Genomic DNA, 18,794 nt, shown 5'->3' with positions numbered 1-18,794 from the left:
CTTAGTTTATACAGAGGGTTACCAATTATTTCCTGACATGATCAGCACCTGGCTTTCAGTTCCGTATTTTATCTCATTAAGGAAGATCTCCTTACCTTCATCCAATGGGATTAAAGAGATACCGCGACGTTCATATTCTGTTTCCAGCGTTGATGAAACCATTCCGGCACCTTTCCATGGTCCCCAGTTGATGGAAATTACTTTTCCTTTTAATCTTTTATTCAAAGCATTGGCATAATCATCCAATACACTGTTGGCAGCAGCATAATCTGTCTGCCCTTTGTTTCCATACACAGAAGCAATACTGGAGAAAAGAACCACAAACTGACAGTCTGAACGAAGCTGTTCTGCCAATACACGTAGAGGTTTTACCTTGGTGTCAAATACACGTCCGAAAGAGCTGGTTGTTTTCTGCTTGAATAATTTATCTTCTAAAAGACCTGCTCCATGAATTACTCCATCCAAACGGTCATATTTTTTATAAATACCGTTGATCAGGCTGCTTAATCCATCTTCGTCACAAAGGTCTAAAGATTGATAAACGATAGTGTTTCCAAGCAGTTCCATATCGCGGATGGTACGAAGGATCTGATTGTTTTTGAATATTCTTACAGTCTCTTTTTCTACTTGGGCAGGAGAAGTGAATATTGCAGATTTAATAAGATGAGCTCTTATTTCCTCTTTTGTTTTCATGGCTTCAAATTCTTTCAGATCTGAAGCTCCCTCTCTTGGGTCAGCGGATCTTCCTACCAGGATATATGTACAAGGATAGGCCTGTGACATGTGTTTGGCAAGTTCGGCGGTGATTCCCTGTGCGCCTCCAAGAACTAAAACAACAGACTTTTGATCCAGTTGAATATGTGCTTCTTCCAGGCTGGTGGACAATGGGGATGGGATGATGTCTACTTTGTGTCGCTGTTCGTCTTTATAAATAACCTCTGCAGGTTTATCATTGGTCAGGATTTCCTTTACAGTGATCTCTGCAATCTGATGGACTGCCTGAGGAGTGCTCAGGCTGATCAGCCTGCAGGTAGTATGATCAAATTCTCTGGCTAAACTTTTGAACAGACCAGGATATCCCTGATGGTGGCGTAATATACGGGCATCATTGATTTCCTGAAGGTGTGCCGGAATATCTGAGATAAGATATACCCACTTAGCTTTATCGAAATCCATTTTTTTAATAAGATCTACATGGTCAATAATGCTGTGCTTCACTGCGGCAGAGAACATATCCAGCATGATCAGTCCGTCAAAGCCGGAAAGGTCTTTTTCTGTACCTACCAATTCTGCAATAGCACCATATTTTTCTAATGCTTCTTTGATTGCTGATGCCTGTTGGCTATTGTCCTGGGTGATGGCAAAACGTTTCCCATGCAATACTTCTGTATTTTGCAGTAAAGAAACATCTGTTGGGGTGATATCAAAACGAAGACGGGATAATATATTTTGTGTCGGTTCCGATGGGACAGCCTCCTTAGCTTCAGTTTTGATCTCGTTGGTTTCACTACTCATATCGCTGATCCAGCTTGCCAGCCCGCGAAGTGTTTTAATAGCAGCTAATTTTTCCATAAGATCATCAGCCTGTTCCAGGTTTTGACCAAATCCGATCTTGGTTTTAAAATCTCCGATAATTTCCATACGCTTAATGGAATCAATACTAAGGTCTGCTTCCAGATCTAAGTCTAATCCCAGCATTTCTTTTGGATATCCTGTTTTTTCACTGACAATAGTCAGAATGGCATTTTGAAGGTCTTCAAGAGATAATGCAGACTGAGCCTGAGGTTTTGAAGCCGGAGTTTCCGTTGTTGTTCCGTTTTTTTCTGAAACAGATGCTGTTCCTGCTCCTGAGTACTCGGTAAGCCATGAAACCAGACCACTCAGGGTTTTTATTCCTGCTAACTGTTCCATTACAGTATCTTCGTTGGTATTGCCATTGGTCAGGGTACCCAGTTCATTACGAAGTGTTCCTATGATTTCAACTCTTTTGATTGAATCAATACTTAAGTCAGCTTCCAGGTCCATTTCCATACCCAGCATTTCCTGTGGATAACCTGTTTTATCGCTTACTACCTGTAGCAGTAAAGATTTGATATCTTTTGCAGGAGCCTGTTTTACCTGAGCCACGGCTGCCGGAACCTCCTGACGAACAGGCTGGACAGGAATTGCCGCCATCTGTTGACCGGCAGGAGCCTGAATTGGTGAAGTATAAACAGGGGCCGGATGTACCTGAGGATTCTGTCCCATAAAGGAAAGCATCACATCCCGTTGCGCCTGTATCATTAGTTTCATGCTGTTTAAATATTCCTGCAGCATACGTTCAGCTGTTGATAAGCTTTCAGTGGCAGGTGTTTGCTGATCATTAGTAAAATTATTCATGGCAATAGGAGTTAAAATTGGTAATGCACCATTGGAAGGCAGTGTGCCTGTAGTTGGATGTGCAGTTTGTCCATTAACCCTCCAAATGGCAGGGTTTTTCTTATAAAGCTCAGGCTGATCAATGTCGATAAGTTTAACGTTACGGCCATCAAAAAGCTTAGTAATATTAAAGCTACGTCCTGTACCCAGGTATTGGGCAAGCATGCAAAGCAGGTGGGTGAATTTATTGCGGCTGCTGTCTTCCACATACAGGGTCAGCTGGTCTTTTTCAAGACATGATTTTGCCAATCCGGTAAGTACTTTTCCTGGGCCTACCTCGATGAAGATTCTTGCTCCATCATTATACATTGCTTGCATTTGCTCCACGAATCTTACAGGCTGTACCAGGTGTTCGGTCAATCTTTCTTTGATGTCTGACGGATTCGGTGGATATACTTCTGCTGTCGTATTAGACCATACAGGGATCTGCATTTCCTGGAAAGGAACATCTTTTAATACATCAGCATATAAACCTTTAGATTTTGTCAATAATGGACTGTGGAATGCACATGCCACTTCTAATTTTTTAGCAGAAATACCTTCCTGTTTCAGGGCTTCCAGTAATGTATTGATTGCTGGTGTGCTTCCTGCGATAACACACTGGGTAGGCGCGTTGAAGTTAACCGGATAACATCCTTCCACTTTAGCAATGATTGGCTGTAAGCGTTCGTGAGTGGCACTTGCTGCTAACATTGAACCGGGATCTCCACCTTCTACTGAGTCCAGAATAGACTGGGCTCTCCGGATACTTAAATCCACTAATTGATCTTCTGCAAATACACCTGAGAAACATAAAGCCGGTAATTCACCATAGCTGTGACCAGCCAGCATATCAGGAATGATTCCCAATGATTCTAAGAATTTGGCCAATGCAAGATCAACAATTCCCAACAGCGGCTGTGCCAAACGGGTGTCTTTAATGGTTTCTTTCTGTTGTTTTAAATCCGCTTCATTAAATGTTGTAGAAGGGAAAACCACTTTTTCAAGCTCCGGATAGCTGTCGATAATCTTACGCATTGCCGGGAAGACTACGAATAAATCACGAGCCATATTGATTCTCTGGCTTCCTTGTCCGGGGAATGTAAAGGCTACCTTACCTTCTTTTTTATTAACGGTGAAAGTATCTTTAGTTTCGATTCCTAATAAAACCAATTCAAGCTTCATCATTAGATCTTCAGCCGTATCTGCAACGATACTGAACTGAATGGGTTTTTCTGAACCGATGCTTAAGCTATAAGCGATATCTTTTAATGGAATTCCATCATTGATTTCCAATAAGGTTTTGATCTGGCTTGATTGTCCTTTTGCTTCTTCATACGTATTCCCGCGGAATACAAATAGTTCTGAAGGCCACGACTGCATCGCGATAGAATCATCTTGTTTTGGATGATTAGCAATAACGGTGTGAAAGTTCGTTCCTCCGAATCCAAAAGCACTGATTCCTGCATAGCGGTTTTTCTCAGTCCATAATCCTGTTTCAGCATGGAAAGAGAATGGGCTGGTTTGTGCATTATAATAGGCATTGGGTTGCTTAAGATGAAGGGTAGGAGGTTTCACCCCATGGTAAACAGCAAGGGAAGCTTTAATTAAACCAGCTAATCCTGCAGCACACTTGGTGTGGCCAATCTGTGTTTTCACAGAACCTAAATGCGTCTGTCCCGGTAATGCACCTGAACGGCTGAATAAGTTTGTTAATGCACTTAATTCTGTTTTGTCACCCACAACAGTTCCTGTGCCGTGAGCTTCCACCAATCCTACAGATGCAGCACTGATTCCGGCCTGAGTGTAAGCGCGTTCTAATGCTCTTACCTGACCTACTTTTCTGGGAGCAGTTAATCCAAGGGCTTTACCATCACTGGATCCACCAACACCTTTGATTACAGAATAGATACGGTCTCCGTCATTGACGGCATCTTCATATCTTTTCAAAACAAGGATTGCGATTCCTTCTCCAAGGGCAATTCCGTCTGCTTCACTGTCAAATGTTGCACATCTTCCTTTTCTGGAAAGAGCGTGGGTACTGGAGAACATCAGGTAATCGTTGATTCCGTTGTGTAAATCTGCACCTCCGGCAAGAACCATATCGGATTTTCCTAATACCAGTTCCTGACAAGCCAAATCTAAAGCCGCCAAAGAAGAAGCACAGGCGGCATCTACGGTGAAGTTTCTTCCACCCAGATCCAAACGATTCGTAATCCTACCTGCGATTACATTGGCCAAAATACCCGGGAAAGAATCCTCTGTGGTATGAGGGAAGGCTTCTTTTACTTCTTCATGAAGTTCCCCGAAAACCTGTTTGTAAAATCCTCTGAAACTGTAGCTGTTGGCAAGGTCATTACCTCCTTCAGCTCCAATAATTACAGAAATATTTTCTCTGTTAATATGTTTTTCTCCGTATCCGGCATCTTCCATTGCCCGTTTGGCTACCAACAGGGTTAGCAACTGGGTAGGCTCAATGGCTGCAAGGGATTGTGGAGGAATTCCGAATGCCAACGGATCGAAATCGATTTTTGGGATAAAGCCACCCCATTTTGAATGGGATACATCCGGTCCGTCTGAGTCCGGGTGGTAGTAAAGTTCTTTATTCCAGCGTTCATCAGGAACCTCTGTAACACTGTCTTTTCCTAAAATGATATTTCTCCAGTATTCTTCCAGGTTTTTGGCACCCGGGAAAATACATTCCATACCAACGATAGCAATGTCCAGTGGTTTTTCGCCGGATATTGGCGCTTCCGGTAATGTTGCGGATTGAATATGTTCATAATTGTCAATGACATTTTGATGAAGGGCAGCCAGTGAAATAACCCGGTTATGCATGGTGGCAATCTGCCCGATCATATACATCCCCAAATCCAGCTGCTCGCTTTTAGGAATCGTAACCAACTGGTCTCCCTGACGCTCTATGCCTTTGGCGGCAATTCTGAGACGGCCTACATTTAGTTTTTCAAGCTGTTCCCAGACTTGCTTTTTATCCATTCCTGCTGCCAGAAGTTTGGTTTTTTCTGTATTGAAATGCTGAGCAAATGCAGTATTTAGACAACGGGTTTCGTGTCCGGGAGCGGTTTCCAACAGGACAGTGTCTTTTGCCTGCATAGCCTGCAACTGGAATTCCTCCTGGATAGCTCCGGTAAGTACCGCTTCCTGAGTATAGAGATAAGCCGTTCCCATCAATACACCAATTTTTACACCTCTTGCTGCAAGCGGTGCGGCCATAATAGAAACAAATGCTGTTGAAAATGAATTGTGGATTCCTCCTGCAAAAAACACACTGATGTTTTCAGGATGTTCTTCTTTTAAAATGCGTTCAATTTGCTTTTCCCAAAGGACCATACTTGAAAGCGGTCCCACGTGGCCCCCACATTCACGCCCTTCAAATATAAAATTCTTTGCCCCTTCTTTCAGGAAAATATCCAGCAGGGCAGGAGAAGGAACGTGCAGGAAGCTTTTTATTCCTGCCTTTTCAAATACTTTGGCCTGGGCGGGTCTTCCACCGGCAATAAGTACTACAGGAGGTTTGGCCTCCAATATATAAGCGGTTTGCTCTTCTCTTAATTCTTGTGGGGCAAATCCTAAAATTCCTACGCCCCATGTTTTTTCACCCGCCAGTTTTTTGGTTTCCATTACCAAAGCCTTTGCTGATTCACCTTTCAGTAATGATAAAGCCACAAAAGGCAATGCTCCGGCTTCCGCTACAGCATTGGCAAATAAAGGAACATCACTCACGCGGGTCATAGGTCCCTGGGCGATAGGATAACGTAAGCCAAGTTCCTGAGCCATTGAATTGTCCTTATCTATCACCTGAAGTGCTTTTGCCTGTTTCAAATGACCGTACATGGCTTCTTTAAATCCAAAAACCATTTTTTTCAATGTTTTGAAATCCTCATAGAGATCTGTTGCCAGCGAAATATCCTGTCCCATTGGGATGTAGCTCTTGCTGAGGTCAAAATCGATGAAATATTTTCTAAGATCTTCGGCGGTAATATTTTCCGGTAATACCGGTGAGTTGGGCCTCACCAATATACGATGGTTGGCTATAATTCTTGTTTCTGTTCCATTCAGTTTTGAACAGACTTCTTTGATATCCTGAGGTACCGAGCTTTCAGGGAAAAGGGCAAGCTGGCTATCCAGTATAACACCTGTGGCTCCCAATGCCTTTACAGCTGCTGCGGTGTGGAGGCCAATTCCTCCCTGTACCCATACCGGGATGTTCGTAATTTCTTTAATAACACGCTGAAATAATACAAAAGTAGATTCATAACCTACCTGGCCGGCAGCTTCATTTCCTTTGACGATAATTCCTTTTGCTCCTGATTTTTCGGCTTGTATTGCTTCTTCAACACTGCTTACCTGATAAACGAGAGGCAGCTCGGAAGAGAAATTAACGGAGGTTCCAAACGGAAGGATTGCGAAACTTACTTTTTCCGAAATCCGGAGGGAAATAAAAGTACTATTAGAAATGTAAATACCATAAGAAGGTATATGGGTCTGATCAAGCTGGTTCAATGCTTCCTGAGCGGTCATCAATTCATGCCCCAAGCTTAGGACAGGAAATGCGCCTGCGTTATGCAATTTAGGCATAAGGCTAACATCCGGTTTTTCAAAAGGAGTTAGTCCAATAATGGTTAAGTTTTTCATTGCTTTGTTGATATTAGCATGAAATTCCCATAACAAACCTGCTATACCCATGGTATACAAGTAGTTGTTTGCTATAAGTGGAATTTAAAGTAGTTAGTTTTTTGTAATATTTTTAATTATAATAGTGATCTAATGATAATTTACTAATATTGAGTGGGTTAGCCGTCCGGAGAATGTCAGCCAGATATTTGGTTGATGTAAGATTGTTGATGTCCAGCTTTGCGAGGGGCTTTCGCCCAAAAATAGTCAAGTTTTTCATAGCATTTATGGTATTGAAATATGGATATAGATTTTCATAACAAAACACTAAAACCTATTGGCATAATAAGTGTTTGTTTATTATGAGGGAATAAAAGTAATAAATTTATATTATATCTTTAATCATAAATACAATTTGATAATAATTTTTTAACAAAAAAATACTGATTGTTCAAATGCTATTAAAGTATACAATTTATATTTTTATTCTCGAAAACAGGCTGGTACAATCTGAGAATACACAATTATAATCATTTATAATTGTAATAATGTTAGGCAAAGATAGCAATAAAAAATAAAATATTTCAATAATAAGAGATTTGTTTTTTTTATATTACGAAAAGATAATATAAATAATAACCGTGTAAAATCCACAAAAATTTGATGTTCCAAAAAATGAAATGAAACAGTATATTTTAGGTAAAATGAATTTTATAGTCTTATCTTCTTATTCCAGAATACATTGGGTAATCGGTTAAATAATTATATTATGATATAACAGGAATTAAAAGATAATGTAATTTTGTGATATAATAATGAAACTAGCCTGGTAATAAGAATACGGGATGCAAAAAAAGCAGTATTTAGCTGCTTTTTTTATAAAAAATATAGAAAGATAATTGTCTTGTAGGGTGAACTGAGTTACTGCTTTTTGTATTGTATATGTATTTGCTATTCAGGAGGTAAGTGTTACGTTAAGATTATTTATATTTTAATTCAGTAGGATTTAATATAGTGAAAAATTAAAATAACCTTAAAATATACTTAAACCGTATTGTTTCACCAGATCCAGAATCATGTGATATCCAGCTAATGAATTTCCATGCTGATCCAATGCAGGGCTGAAAACACCAATTCCCATTTTTCCGGGAACACTTACCGTGATTCCGCCTCCCACACCCGATTTGCTTGGTAAGCCTACCATACGGGAATATTCTCCACTGAATTCGTACATGCCGGCAGTAAGCATTTGGGATTCTATTAATTTTGAAATTTCAGCATTTTTATAGGTAGAATCTCCATCAAAACGAACACATTGGTTGGCAAAGAAATAACCAATCTTAGCTAGGTCTTCCGCTGTAAGTTCAATGGAACACTGTTTAAAATAATTGTCAAGCTGATCTTCACTACCTGAAATCAAGCCGTTATTTTTCATGAGATAGAACATTCCGCGATTACGGTGTCCTGTAGATTTTTCCGATTCATAAACCGATTTGCTGTAATCAATGCTTTGATTTTTAGTAATGTACCTTACCATATCCAAAATTTTAAGAAAAGGCTTCTCACCGTCACCGGAAATTAAAGAAGTGGTAAGGATTGCTCCTGCATTCATCATGGGATTTAGAGGTTTCCCCATGGTTTCCAGATTAGAAAAATGGTTAAAAGGTTTGTCGGATCCGAAATACCCCATTTTATCAAAAACATTAGCTTCTCCTTTTTCATTTACCGCAACCATTAATGCTATGATTTTAGAAATGCTCTGCATGGTAAATTTTTTTTGTGTATCCCCTGCATTAAATATCTTTCCATTTTTCTCAACCACAGAAAAAGCAATTGCTTTGGCATCCATTTTTCCTAATTCAGGAATATAATCTGCCACTTTTCCCTGGATGTAATAGGATCTGTTTTTTTCAAGGATACTGCTTAGCGTTTTTTCGGATATGGTTGAAATATCTGCTGTTTTTTGAGCGTAAACTACCGTATGTAAAGAAAGAAGTGTTGCTGTAAAAATTCCTTTTGCAGAAAATAAAAAGCTATTTTTTTTCATAGAGAATAAATGTTTAGATAAGTCTTGAAAAACAAAGATAAAGTATTTCATCTTCGTTGGCAATTCTTCTAAAGCTACAGCCTTTTGTGTAAACCAGTGAGAATACTCTTTAATTTTTTTAGGATTCCATATTTATAATGACCCAACCTTATATAGTTGAATGCAACAGGGCTGGCTCAAGGAAATTGCTTTCTTTTTTAATAGCTCTTTTTTTTTCATTTCAAATTCTCTTACTACTTCTGGCGGTTCTCAGTTTCCTATTGGCATCTGCTGATATAATGGAGTCTGAAATATATCTTTCATGATCATAGTATTCAGATTTCTTGTTGTCAACAGAAAGAACCACAACTTCTGATATTTAGACTCCTTATCAGTAGAGTCGGAGCGTAGAGTATTCGTATATAAAGCCTTTGTGCTGACTAAAAATGAACGCCTGCGAATAAAAAAGACATAAGCAGGATGATTAGAGGGTGTATTAATTGCTTGCGGTTGATAAAATAACTCAAATCTTAACATGATCTTCTAAGCTATTCCTTATTTTTGCAAAGAATTAAACGGCTAAATTGTTTATTTTAAAATATGGACAGGATATTTTTTGACAACAGTCAAACTGGAGTAGTCTCTACGTTTTCCGAACTCGTCAATACAGATTTTCACGGCGCTATGAATGCTATTTGCTGGAAAAGGAATTTGAATGGGGATTTTAAAGAAATTGTATCTAAACTTCAGTTAAAGGAGAATGTGACAGAAGTATCTGCTGAAGACCTTTTGGCACTGCGGCTTTCAGAAAAGGGTAGTGCCGCAAGAGAAACGATCTTAAATGATTTACAGTTATTAACCGATTTTGGAGCCTTACCTTCTCTCAATTTGCTTCAATGCTATGACCGGGATGAAGAGCTGGATTTCTTCTCTACAGACGTATATTCTTATCATGTAGATCGTTCACCCATTGGAACAAATACTTTTTTATGTACCTACCATGGGGCTGCAAGTGAGATCTTACCCAATGAGCAGGCTATACAGAAAATCCTGATTCCTGAGATCCGGGAAAAGCTTAAAGAACTGCATGACGGTCCGGAAGCAGAATTTGAAAATTTCCTGGAAGAATATTTCTTCGATCTGCATTATCAGCCTAAACCTGGTGCAGAACCTGCCAATCTGGGAGTAGGTCATCTTTGGAGGCTGGCGGTAGATCATCCGGCACAGCAGGTTCTTCCTTGTATCCACAGGGCTCCCATTGAAAAGAATGGTGAATACAGGCTGCTGTTGATTTGTTAACTATGTATTCGATTGTATTCAGTCTTACAGAAAACAAATTAATGAAAACCATTTTGTTGTCTTTTTATATATTTTTTGGTACATTGATCTTTATTATTATAATTAATAGGTAACCCACATGGCTGATACACTTATATTGTCTGAAGGAGCAGAGTTTGATCACGTTATACAGGAGGTCTCAAAATACATCCACCTGTATGTAATGGCATTTGAAAAAAGTGAGCGTACCATTACACGTATAGATAAACGTGAAAATATGTATGGCGGAAACGGAATTGTATATATGATACAGATGTTCGGTCATAATGAATTGGCTAATAACCGCCTGGCTGCTTATATGGTTTTATTAAATAACGGTGACGAATCCGGATTCCATACCCACAATGAAAAGAATGAAGAAGAATTATATGTGGTTGTACATGGAACAGGAGAATACCGTGAGAGAACCAGAATGCAAGGATCTGTACGTAAAAAAACACTTCAAAAAGGAGATATTACCGCTATCAGCTCCATTGGATATCATTCCATTGAAAATACAGGAAATGAACCGTTGATTATGTTTGTCATTACTACTAATAATCCATAATAGTATGGATGGTTATTTTTGATACAGAATAATTCCTGACCTAAAAAAACTGAAACCTCAGAGAATCCGATAGATGGCTTTAGGTAATTCTCATATTATTTTTCAGGGTTTCTTATTTATTTTCTTAATCCTTTGTGAACGTACATACACCTTTGGATCAATTTATTGTTGATCAGGTTTTAAAATATACTGTATAGATAATTTCTTTCAGGCCTGTCACTTTTTGAGACAGGCTTTCCTACTTGATTTTTAAATAAATTTTTTTGTTTCTGTTAAGGGTACGGCTAAATTCCGGGGAGATAAAACACAGCAGCCCTCTGTAAAATTTTATTTAAGAATATTTTAACACAATAATTGTTTTTTAGGCACGAACATTGTTTATTTATATACCAATTACTTAAATATCATATTATGAATAATTCAGATTATAACAAAGCAGAAAATGCAGTCGATCAAACTGAAAAGTCTTTAAAAAATGCAGCTGATGAAACAAAATGGAAGCTAAGTGAATTAGCGGAAAAAGCTAAAGATTATATCAATGAAAAAAGAGATAATGATCAGGAAGCAACTCAGGAAGATTGGATGGAAAGGGTAAAATCTAACTTTTCCGACGCGTGGGAAGACATTAAAGATAATGCCAGTGAAGCTTGGGAAAAAACCAAAGATGCAGCTGAAGATGTGAAAGCGGAATGGAGAAAGAAAACCAATTAAGTTAGTTTAACAAATGGCCGGAGTTCTTAGAGCTTCGGTTATTTTTATATTTGATATTAGTTTATTTATAGTCTACTTAAAATTTAAACACTTACTTGTTTCCTGGACAATTATCATAGTAGCATCTTTTTTCAGCTCTATCATTCAAAGCACCTTGAGATCTGTAATTTCCAGACTGATAATTTTTTAGCAGATATCAGGTTTCAGTTCACCCTTTACGGTTCTCCAACTATTTCTTACTATTTTTTCTCCTGCTGAGTTCACATTCAGCTCTATAGTGTCATCTGCTATTACTCCCTACTTATTTTTAAGCAATTATAAACTGTATTAACTAGTTTATTAATATTCTTTTAATTTATTTAATAGTATATTTGTGTCTTATTTAATAAACAGATCATGGATAAAGTGAATATTTTCTGGTTCAGAAGAGATCTAAGGCTGGAAGATGACTCCGGACTCCATCATGCACTTGATAGGGAAAGAGCCTGTGATAGAGCACACAAAAGCCAGAGAAAGAGCATTGAAGCTTACAAGGAAGCACTGGCAGAATAACCCATTATATACTACTCACTAACAAAATAAAAAAAATTGGCTAAAAAAGGAATTTTATTAATCAATCTTGGCTCCCCAAGATCAACTTCGGTAAAAGACGTAAAAGAATATCTTGATGAATTTCTGATGGATGAAAAAGTAATTGATTATCGATGGATTTTCCGGGCACTCCTGGTCCGTGGAATTGTTTTAAAGACCAGACCTGCAAAATCAGCGCAAGCTTATAAAACGGTGTGGACAGACGAAGGATCTCCCCTTATTGTTATCACAAAAAAGATACAGCAAAAGCTGCAAAAGATAGTAGATATCCCGGTTGAAATCGGGATGAGGTACGCTGAGCCCAGCATTGAGACAGGAATCAGGAATCTTGTTGAAAAAGGAATCACTGAGATTGTACTGTTCCCCCTTTATCCACAATATGCAATGAGTACCACCGAAACTGTGATTGAAAAAGCGGAAGAAATCAGAAAGAAAAAATTTCCCAACGTACGAATTAATTATATCCAGCCTTTTTATAACCGGGATTTGTATATTGACTGTCTGGCGGAAAGTATAAGGGAGAAGCTTCCTGAAAATTTTGATGCCTTATTGTTTTCTTACCACGGGGTTCCCGAGCGGCATATTTACAAAACAGATCCAACAAAGACTTGTAATATGAATGATTGCTGCAATAAAGATAATCATCCGAGTCATTCGTTTTGTTATCGTCATCAGTGTTTTAATACTACAGATCGGGTAATCAAAAAACTTGGATTAGAGAAAGATAAAGTTATTGTTTCTTTTCAGTCCAGATTAGGAAAAGACAAATGGATAGAGCCTTATACAGATCATACATTAGAAACTATTCCCGGTAAAGGAATTAAAAATCTTGCGGTTGTTTGTCCGGCATTTGTTTCAGACTGTCTTGAGACCTTGGAAGAAATATCCGTTGAAGGGAAACACCTGTTTCTGGAAGCAGGAGGTAAAAACTTCACGTATATATCCTGCCTGAATGATGAAGACCGCTGGATTGAAGTCATCAGAAGCCTGTGTGAAGAGCAACTCAATCAATTCTATTTATTATAGTTTTAAATATATATTGTATAACTTTTTAAGATTTAGGTATATTTGTAAACTATTTAACGGATATGAATTACACGCTTATTAAAGATTTTATAGACCTGCTGCAGGAGTTTGAAACGGAAGTCCGTGCTTGTCCTGATTTGTATCCGGGAACTATTCAGGGTTTTAAAGCATGGGTTTCCAATAAAGAGAATACTGAAGAAGCTCATCTTGAAGAGCCATACTGGGAAGGTAAGGAGAATGGAAGAACACCGGAAAGTGCTATAAGTACATTACTTGTTCATCTTAACCGATATGCGAAAACCTACTCAAAATCTGCAATTTCAGATTCTGAATTTTCTACTCAGGAAGACTTTATTTATCTGATTAATTTGAAGGTTTTTGGAGAGATGACCAAGATGGCGCTTATCAAAAAAAATATTCATGATAAGCCGGTAGGTATGCTTATTATCACAAGGCTGCTGCGTCAGGGGCTTATTGAACAAACTGACTCTGATTTGGACAAACGAAGTAAATTAATACGCATTTCCGAAAGGGGACTGCTGATCCTGGAAAATCAAATGGAGAAGATTCGCCAGGCTACCCATATCGTTGCAGGAAATCTTAATCACAGTGAAAAGATGGATCTGATACGCATTCTTAATAAGCTGGATCGTTTTCATTATCCTATTTTTTCACAAAATATCCACTCGGATCAGCTCATCAACAAAGTGTATGATGATTATGATTTTAAAGTTTGATAAGTTCTGCAAATTAACAGGATAATGATCAGTGGCTTATTTTGATTTTGCAGGATGCGCACTGTCCGATACTGCCGCATTGATGTTACCGGTGGCGTTTCCTGTATTATTGTTGCTTGTTTTTCTGCCGCCAATATGAGTCTTTGTATTTATACTGTCATCACCTGCAGTGCTGTCTTTGGAAATTGGGGATGTTGATGCCGCTGTATCAGAATAATTACCTGGTGTATTGGCAGAATCGGTAACTGTAGTGTTTTCAGTTTCCCTTTTTTTACAGGCCAGGACTACAAAACTTAGTGCAATGATGGATACGAATAAATTTTTCATAAGCTATAATGATAAGTTAATGAATTCTATGAGTATTTTGACAATCAAAATTACATAGAGGTTTGTCACCAGTCTATGAGTGAAATCATAATTACATTATTTTAAAAGAGCAATCAAATAGCATGGATTTGATTTGAACCGATTGGCTTTATCCTTTTTCACTGAGAAAATTATTAATATGAAAAATGAGGCTGTCTTCCACCGTAATAAATTCATAATTTAAAGTTTTTACAATTTTATCATTATTCATTTTCTGAAACGATGTTAAGAATTCTATGTTCGCTCTGGTCAGTAATCTTAATTTGGGAATCAGCCCTCCCGTAATAATATTTAAAATTCTTGATAGTACAAAAGAATTATTTTTATTAAATTTCTTTTTAATCATTTTAGAAAGATCACTGTATTTTTTGTTCTCAGAAACAACAATGAAACGTTCTCCAAACATATTTTTTTCCATCAGTTCGATTGCTATTCTTGCCACATCTCTTACATCCACACATCCTGTTCCACCGGGGAAAGTGTAAAATTTACCGGCAAAAATCTGTAAAAGTTCACCACTGCTTTTTTGCCAATTGCCACTCCCTATAATCATTCCCGGATAGATAATAATGGTATGTAATCCCTGATAAAATGCTTCACGAACTGCATAGTCAGCCTTATATTTTGAGATAGCATATATTGTATTGTTTTTACCATTGATAAGATCAGAATTTTCATCAATCGGTTTATTGCTTTTTTCCTTATTAAAAATTGCTGCAGAACTTACATAAAGAAATTTCACATTATTGAAATATCTGCAGCATTCAATAATATTTTCAGTTCCTTTAACATTGATGTCAGTAACCTCTTTTTGCCTTTCCGGATCGTAGCTCACTTTTGCAGCACAATGATAGACTTCTTCTACACTTTCCAGGGCACTTTGCACACTTTTCTTGTTGTTTAAATCTATTGTCACCCATTCTATCTTATTAAAATAGCTTTCAGCATTTTCTGTATAATATTCTAATGATTTTTTCACTTCTTCCAAATCACTGGAGCTTCTTTTTGCGGCACGAACTATTTTACCTCTTTTTAAAAGTTCCAAAACGATTACCCTGCCAAGAATTCCTGTAGCTCCCGTTACTAAAATCATTATAAGACAATTGAAGATTAAACTTTAAGAATTCTGCTTTATTCTGTACTGAGCCAGGCGCTCATATATTCTCTATTCATTCTGGCAATAGTATCCAAAGAAATATTTTTAGGACATTCTACTTCACATGCTCCAATTACTGAACAATTTCCGAAGCCTTCTTCATCCATTGCTTTTACCATATTTAGAACCCTTCTTTTTCTTTCAACTCTTCCCTGTGGAAGTAATGCAAAATGAGAAACTTTAGCGCCAACGAAAAGCATTGCGGCACCATTCGGACAACAGGCTACACAGGCTCCGCAGCTAATACAAGCTGCAGCGTCCATCGCTTTATCAGCATCAGCTTTGGGAATGGCAATAGCATTGGCATCCAATGTATTTCCAGAAGTGTTGGCAGAAATAAATCCACCTGCTGCCATGATCCTGTCAAAAGCACTCCGATCTGTAATTAAATCTTTAATAACAGGAAACGCAATGCTTCTCCAAGGCTCAACAATAATAGTATCACCATCACCAAACATTCTCATATGGAGCTGACAGGTTGTAATTCCTGTATCCGGGCCATGTGCTCTTCCGTTTATATATAAAGAACACATTCCGCATATTCCTTCACGGCAGTCATGATCGAAGGCGACAGGTTCTTTATTTTCACTAATTAACTGTTCGTTAAGTATATCCAGCATTTCCAGAAAAGACGAATCGGTAGAAATATCCGAAATTTTGTAAATTTCAAATTTCCCTTTTGTTTTTCTGTTTTTCTGCCGCCAGATCTTTAAAGTAAGAGATAAATATTTTCTGGTATTCATAGCATTCTTAAATTGGAGTATTAAAAATATAGGTAATAACATTACAATTTTATGAGTGATCTCATATTATGCTGAATAGGAGATCGAAATCCCTTATTTCATTATAAGCCTGTTTAAACTAATTAAAAATTTAGTTACAAAAGCTGGGTGAAAGGCTATAAACACTTTAGCTTATTTTAAGTTTAAACTGATTGAGAATAAAAAGTACACATAAGCAAAAAATCTTTGATTTTTTTTTAACTTACATGAGTTGTATGGAGCTTATTTCAGGGCTTTATTTAACTTAGGTATTCAATAAACTTTGTGACTTTTGACTACTACAAAATAAAAAGTGTAAACAAGTTCTGTAAAAAGAAAAGTTTTATTTTACTCTTCTTTATTGTCATTTTTCTTTTCTGATAGTGCTCCTGCAAATACATTGTTGCTAAAATCAATTTTACAACCTTCTGTTAAAATATGAGCTTTAAGATTTTCTGCGTAAATAGGATAGCCTTTTTTTACGGTTTCTATATTTGTGCAGCCAATTTCTTTTGCATTAAAAATCCAGACCATTCCGGATCCGTAGCATGTTGCTTTACATCCCTCTTCTATCAAAAGGGCTGTATCTTCTCCAAGACCGATTCCCCAGCAATCCCGATGAGAGATTATAGCGTGTGCAAGCCTCCCGAATCTTGCCCGGTGTACAAAATGGGTGTCAATAATATAGTTCCCGATTAAACCCAACCCGGAATCAAGCTCAATATCATTTTCCAGGATCGCTTCACCATTAACTGCTTCCAGGATTACAATATTAGGAATACACATTGCTCCTGCGCTGGTTCCCGCAATCATAAAATTTTCCTCCTTCTGATATTTTTCCCTTAAAAGATCTATTAAAACAGATTGCTGTAACGTTTGACAGATCCTATTCTGGTCACCTCCCGTAAAAAAGACTGTAGCAGCGGCTTTTATCCTTTTGAAATGATCATCTGTATGAATCTGGTCATCCCGGATATCCAGAAAACCAAAATTTGTATATCCGATATCTTTAAATGTTTTTGTGTAGGTTTGCTGCATGCTTTCGGGTTCAGAAGTTGCTGCAGTAATCACCTCAATCCGGTCATCTTTGGATTTTGCCAGAAGCTTAAGAATTTCATGGTGTGAAAAATTTTTATTCATTTTTTTCATTTCAGAAGCACTTCCATCCTTGTCTTCTTTACCACCGATAATCAATAATTGTCCTTTGGGTTTCATATGTAATATTTAGTTGAGATTATAGAATTATATTTCTGTTTGTAAAGTTTAAGCTGTAGGCAGGCAAATGATTCTTTATCGGATCTCCACTGATTAAATTGAGTACAGAGCCATCGGTAAGAATATGTCCTTTCAGATTTTTTTTATAAACAGAAGTTCCTCTTGTTAGGTGCACGTTTTTAATATTTTTAGCATTCACTGCTATAATAGAATGACTGCCAAAACATGATGCTTTGTAACCTTTTTCAATGATTAATAACATGCCGCTTCTTAATGCCAAGCCTACATATTCCTGATGACCGAGAACTGTTTTTACCAAACTTTTAAATCTTGCTCCATGTATAAACTGGGTATCAATGATGCAATTCTTAATGAATCCAAGACCTGCAGCGGTATCTCCGGTGTTACTTATTATCAGTTCCGAAAGATACATTGCTCCTGAGTTGATTCCGGCAATGGTAAAGCTTTCTTCATGCTGGTATCGTTTGCTTAAAAGCTCCAGCATTACTGAGTTCTTTAAAATTTCACAGATTTTAAGATTATTATCAACAAAAACAACAGATTTAGCATCCCGTATCCTTGGATAATAATGATCTGTGTCCTGTTTTTTTTGAATATAAATAAACCCGACATTATTATAGCCTTGCTTTTCTAATGCTGTAGAATACATCTCTTTTTTATTCGCTGCTAAATTTGATGTTGTGATTATTTCAATACGAACATTTTTTTGCTCAGACAGCAAGGTGAAAGCTTTAATTAACAACTGATAGGATGTTGACTCATATTCTGCTTTATAAATATCTGTATCATTACCACGAATGATAATTATTCTGCCTTTTGGAGTCATACATAACTATTCATTAGCAGTTTTTACATTAGTGTCTCTTTCCTGCTTCATGGTATCAGACATTTCATCCAGCGTTTGTATTGTATCCGAAGCTTTGTCATTTACTGATTCTTTTTTATTGTCCTGATTAATATACTGTGTCTCAGATTTTGTACAGGCGGACAGAGTGCTTAATAAAAAAAGATATAATACATATTTCATAATAATTAATTTAGGTACTACCAAACTTAGTAATCAGAAAATGGAAAATTTATGATGGAAATCACAATTAAAGAGAGGGTGCTCCTTTGGTCCAGCCAAAAATGGTAAATATGTCACAAGAAACTGGTTTATGAATGTAATTAAAATTATATACATTACATATGATTAGCAGCATCTGTCATAAGTCAAATATTGCAACTAATAGTATTGCAATTTTGACAGCAATCCGGAAAAAATATC

Annotated in this window: 14 protein-coding genes; 6 read left to right on the top strand and 8 right to left on the bottom strand. The window is 37.4% G+C overall.

Annotated features, from left to right (window positions below; genetic code table 11):
- Nucleotides 1-18: 18 nt before the first annotated feature.
- The gene (locus LQV47_RS21345) at nt 19-7,053 is read right to left on the bottom strand and encodes a type I polyketide synthase (RefSeq protein ID WP_230041147.1); all 7,035 of its coding nucleotides are present in this window, start codon (nt 7,051-7,053) and stop codon (nt 19-21) included.
- Nucleotides 7,054-8,065: 1,012 nt separating this feature from the next.
- Nucleotides 8,066-9,079, bottom strand: coding sequence for a glutaminase A (gene glsA, locus LQV47_RS21340; protein WP_230041146.1), 1,014 nt, complete (start codon nt 9,077-9,079; stop codon nt 8,066-8,068).
- Nucleotides 9,080-9,658: 579 nt separating this feature from the next.
- Between glsA and LQV47_RS21335 the strand changes: the two genes are divergently transcribed.
- From LQV47_RS21335 to LQV47_RS21310, 6 genes are all read left to right on the top strand, one after another.
- Entirely contained in the window at nt 9,659-10,357 is a 699-nt protein-coding gene (locus tag LQV47_RS21335; RefSeq protein ID WP_230041145.1) for a DUF1826 domain-containing protein, read from the top strand.
- Between the two features lie 118 nt (nt 10,358-10,475).
- Nucleotides 10,476-10,943, top strand: a complete 468-nt coding sequence (locus LQV47_RS21330) for a cupin domain-containing protein (RefSeq protein WP_230041144.1) — start codon at nt 10,476-10,478, stop codon at nt 10,941-10,943.
- A 411-nt stretch (nt 10,944-11,354) separates the two neighbouring features.
- A complete protein-coding gene (locus LQV47_RS21325; protein ID WP_230041143.1) occupies nt 11,355-11,654 on the top strand; it encodes a hypothetical protein in 300 nt (99 codons plus the stop codon).
- A gap of 396 nt (nt 11,655-12,050) precedes the next feature.
- Nucleotides 12,051-12,206 (top strand): deoxyribodipyrimidine photo-lyase, encoded by a 156-nt coding sequence (locus tag LQV47_RS21320; RefSeq protein ID WP_230041142.1) that lies wholly within the window; start codon nt 12,051-12,053, stop codon nt 12,204-12,206.
- A 36-nt stretch (nt 12,207-12,242) separates the two neighbouring features.
- On the top strand, nt 12,243-13,271 hold the full coding sequence (gene hemH, locus LQV47_RS21315; RefSeq protein WP_230041141.1) for a ferrochelatase: 1,029 nt from the start codon (nt 12,243-12,245) through the stop codon (nt 13,269-13,271).
- 62 nt (nt 13,272-13,333) lie between these two features.
- Nucleotides 13,334-14,008: a MarR family transcriptional regulator gene (locus LQV47_RS21310; protein ID WP_230041140.1), complete on the top strand. Its 675-nt coding sequence runs from the start codon at nt 13,334-13,336 to the stop codon at nt 14,006-14,008.
- Nucleotides 14,009-14,044: 36 nt separating this feature from the next.
- Here LQV47_RS21310 and LQV47_RS21305 read toward each other — a convergent pair whose 3' ends face one another.
- The 6 genes from LQV47_RS21305 to LQV47_RS21280 all read right to left on the bottom strand — a co-directional run bounded on the left by LQV47_RS21305 (nt 14,045) and on the right by LQV47_RS21280 (nt 18,554).
- A complete protein-coding gene (locus LQV47_RS21305; RefSeq protein WP_230041139.1) occupies nt 14,045-14,335 on the bottom strand; it encodes a hypothetical protein in 291 nt (96 codons plus the stop codon).
- Nucleotides 14,336-14,483: 148 nt separating this feature from the next.
- The gene (locus tag LQV47_RS21300; protein WP_230041138.1) at nt 14,484-15,467 is read right to left on the bottom strand and encodes an NAD-dependent epimerase/dehydratase family protein; all 984 of its coding nucleotides are present in this window, start codon (nt 15,465-15,467) and stop codon (nt 14,484-14,486) included.
- Nucleotides 15,468-15,505: 38 nt separating this feature from the next.
- The gene (locus LQV47_RS21295) at nt 15,506-16,273 is read right to left on the bottom strand and encodes a succinate dehydrogenase/fumarate reductase iron-sulfur subunit (RefSeq protein WP_230041137.1); all 768 of its coding nucleotides are present in this window, start codon (nt 16,271-16,273) and stop codon (nt 15,506-15,508) included.
- A gap of 366 nt (nt 16,274-16,639) precedes the next feature.
- A complete protein-coding gene (locus tag LQV47_RS21290) occupies nt 16,640-17,506 on the bottom strand; it encodes a cyanophycinase (protein WP_230041136.1) in 867 nt (288 codons plus the stop codon).
- A gap of 19 nt (nt 17,507-17,525) precedes the next feature.
- Nucleotides 17,526-18,353: a hypothetical protein gene (locus tag LQV47_RS21285; protein WP_230041135.1), complete on the bottom strand. Its 828-nt coding sequence runs from the start codon at nt 18,351-18,353 to the stop codon at nt 17,526-17,528.
- Between the two features lie 6 nt (nt 18,354-18,359).
- Nucleotides 18,360-18,554: a hypothetical protein gene (locus LQV47_RS21280; protein WP_230041134.1), complete on the bottom strand. Its 195-nt coding sequence runs from the start codon at nt 18,552-18,554 to the stop codon at nt 18,360-18,362.
- Nucleotides 18,555-18,794: the final 240 nt, after the last annotated feature.

The organism is Chryseobacterium sp. Bi04, assembly GCF_918698085.1.
Taxonomy (GTDB): Bacteria; Bacteroidota; Bacteroidia; order Flavobacteriales; family Weeksellaceae; genus Chryseobacterium.
This window is presented reverse-complemented; position numbering and strand designations above follow the sequence as displayed.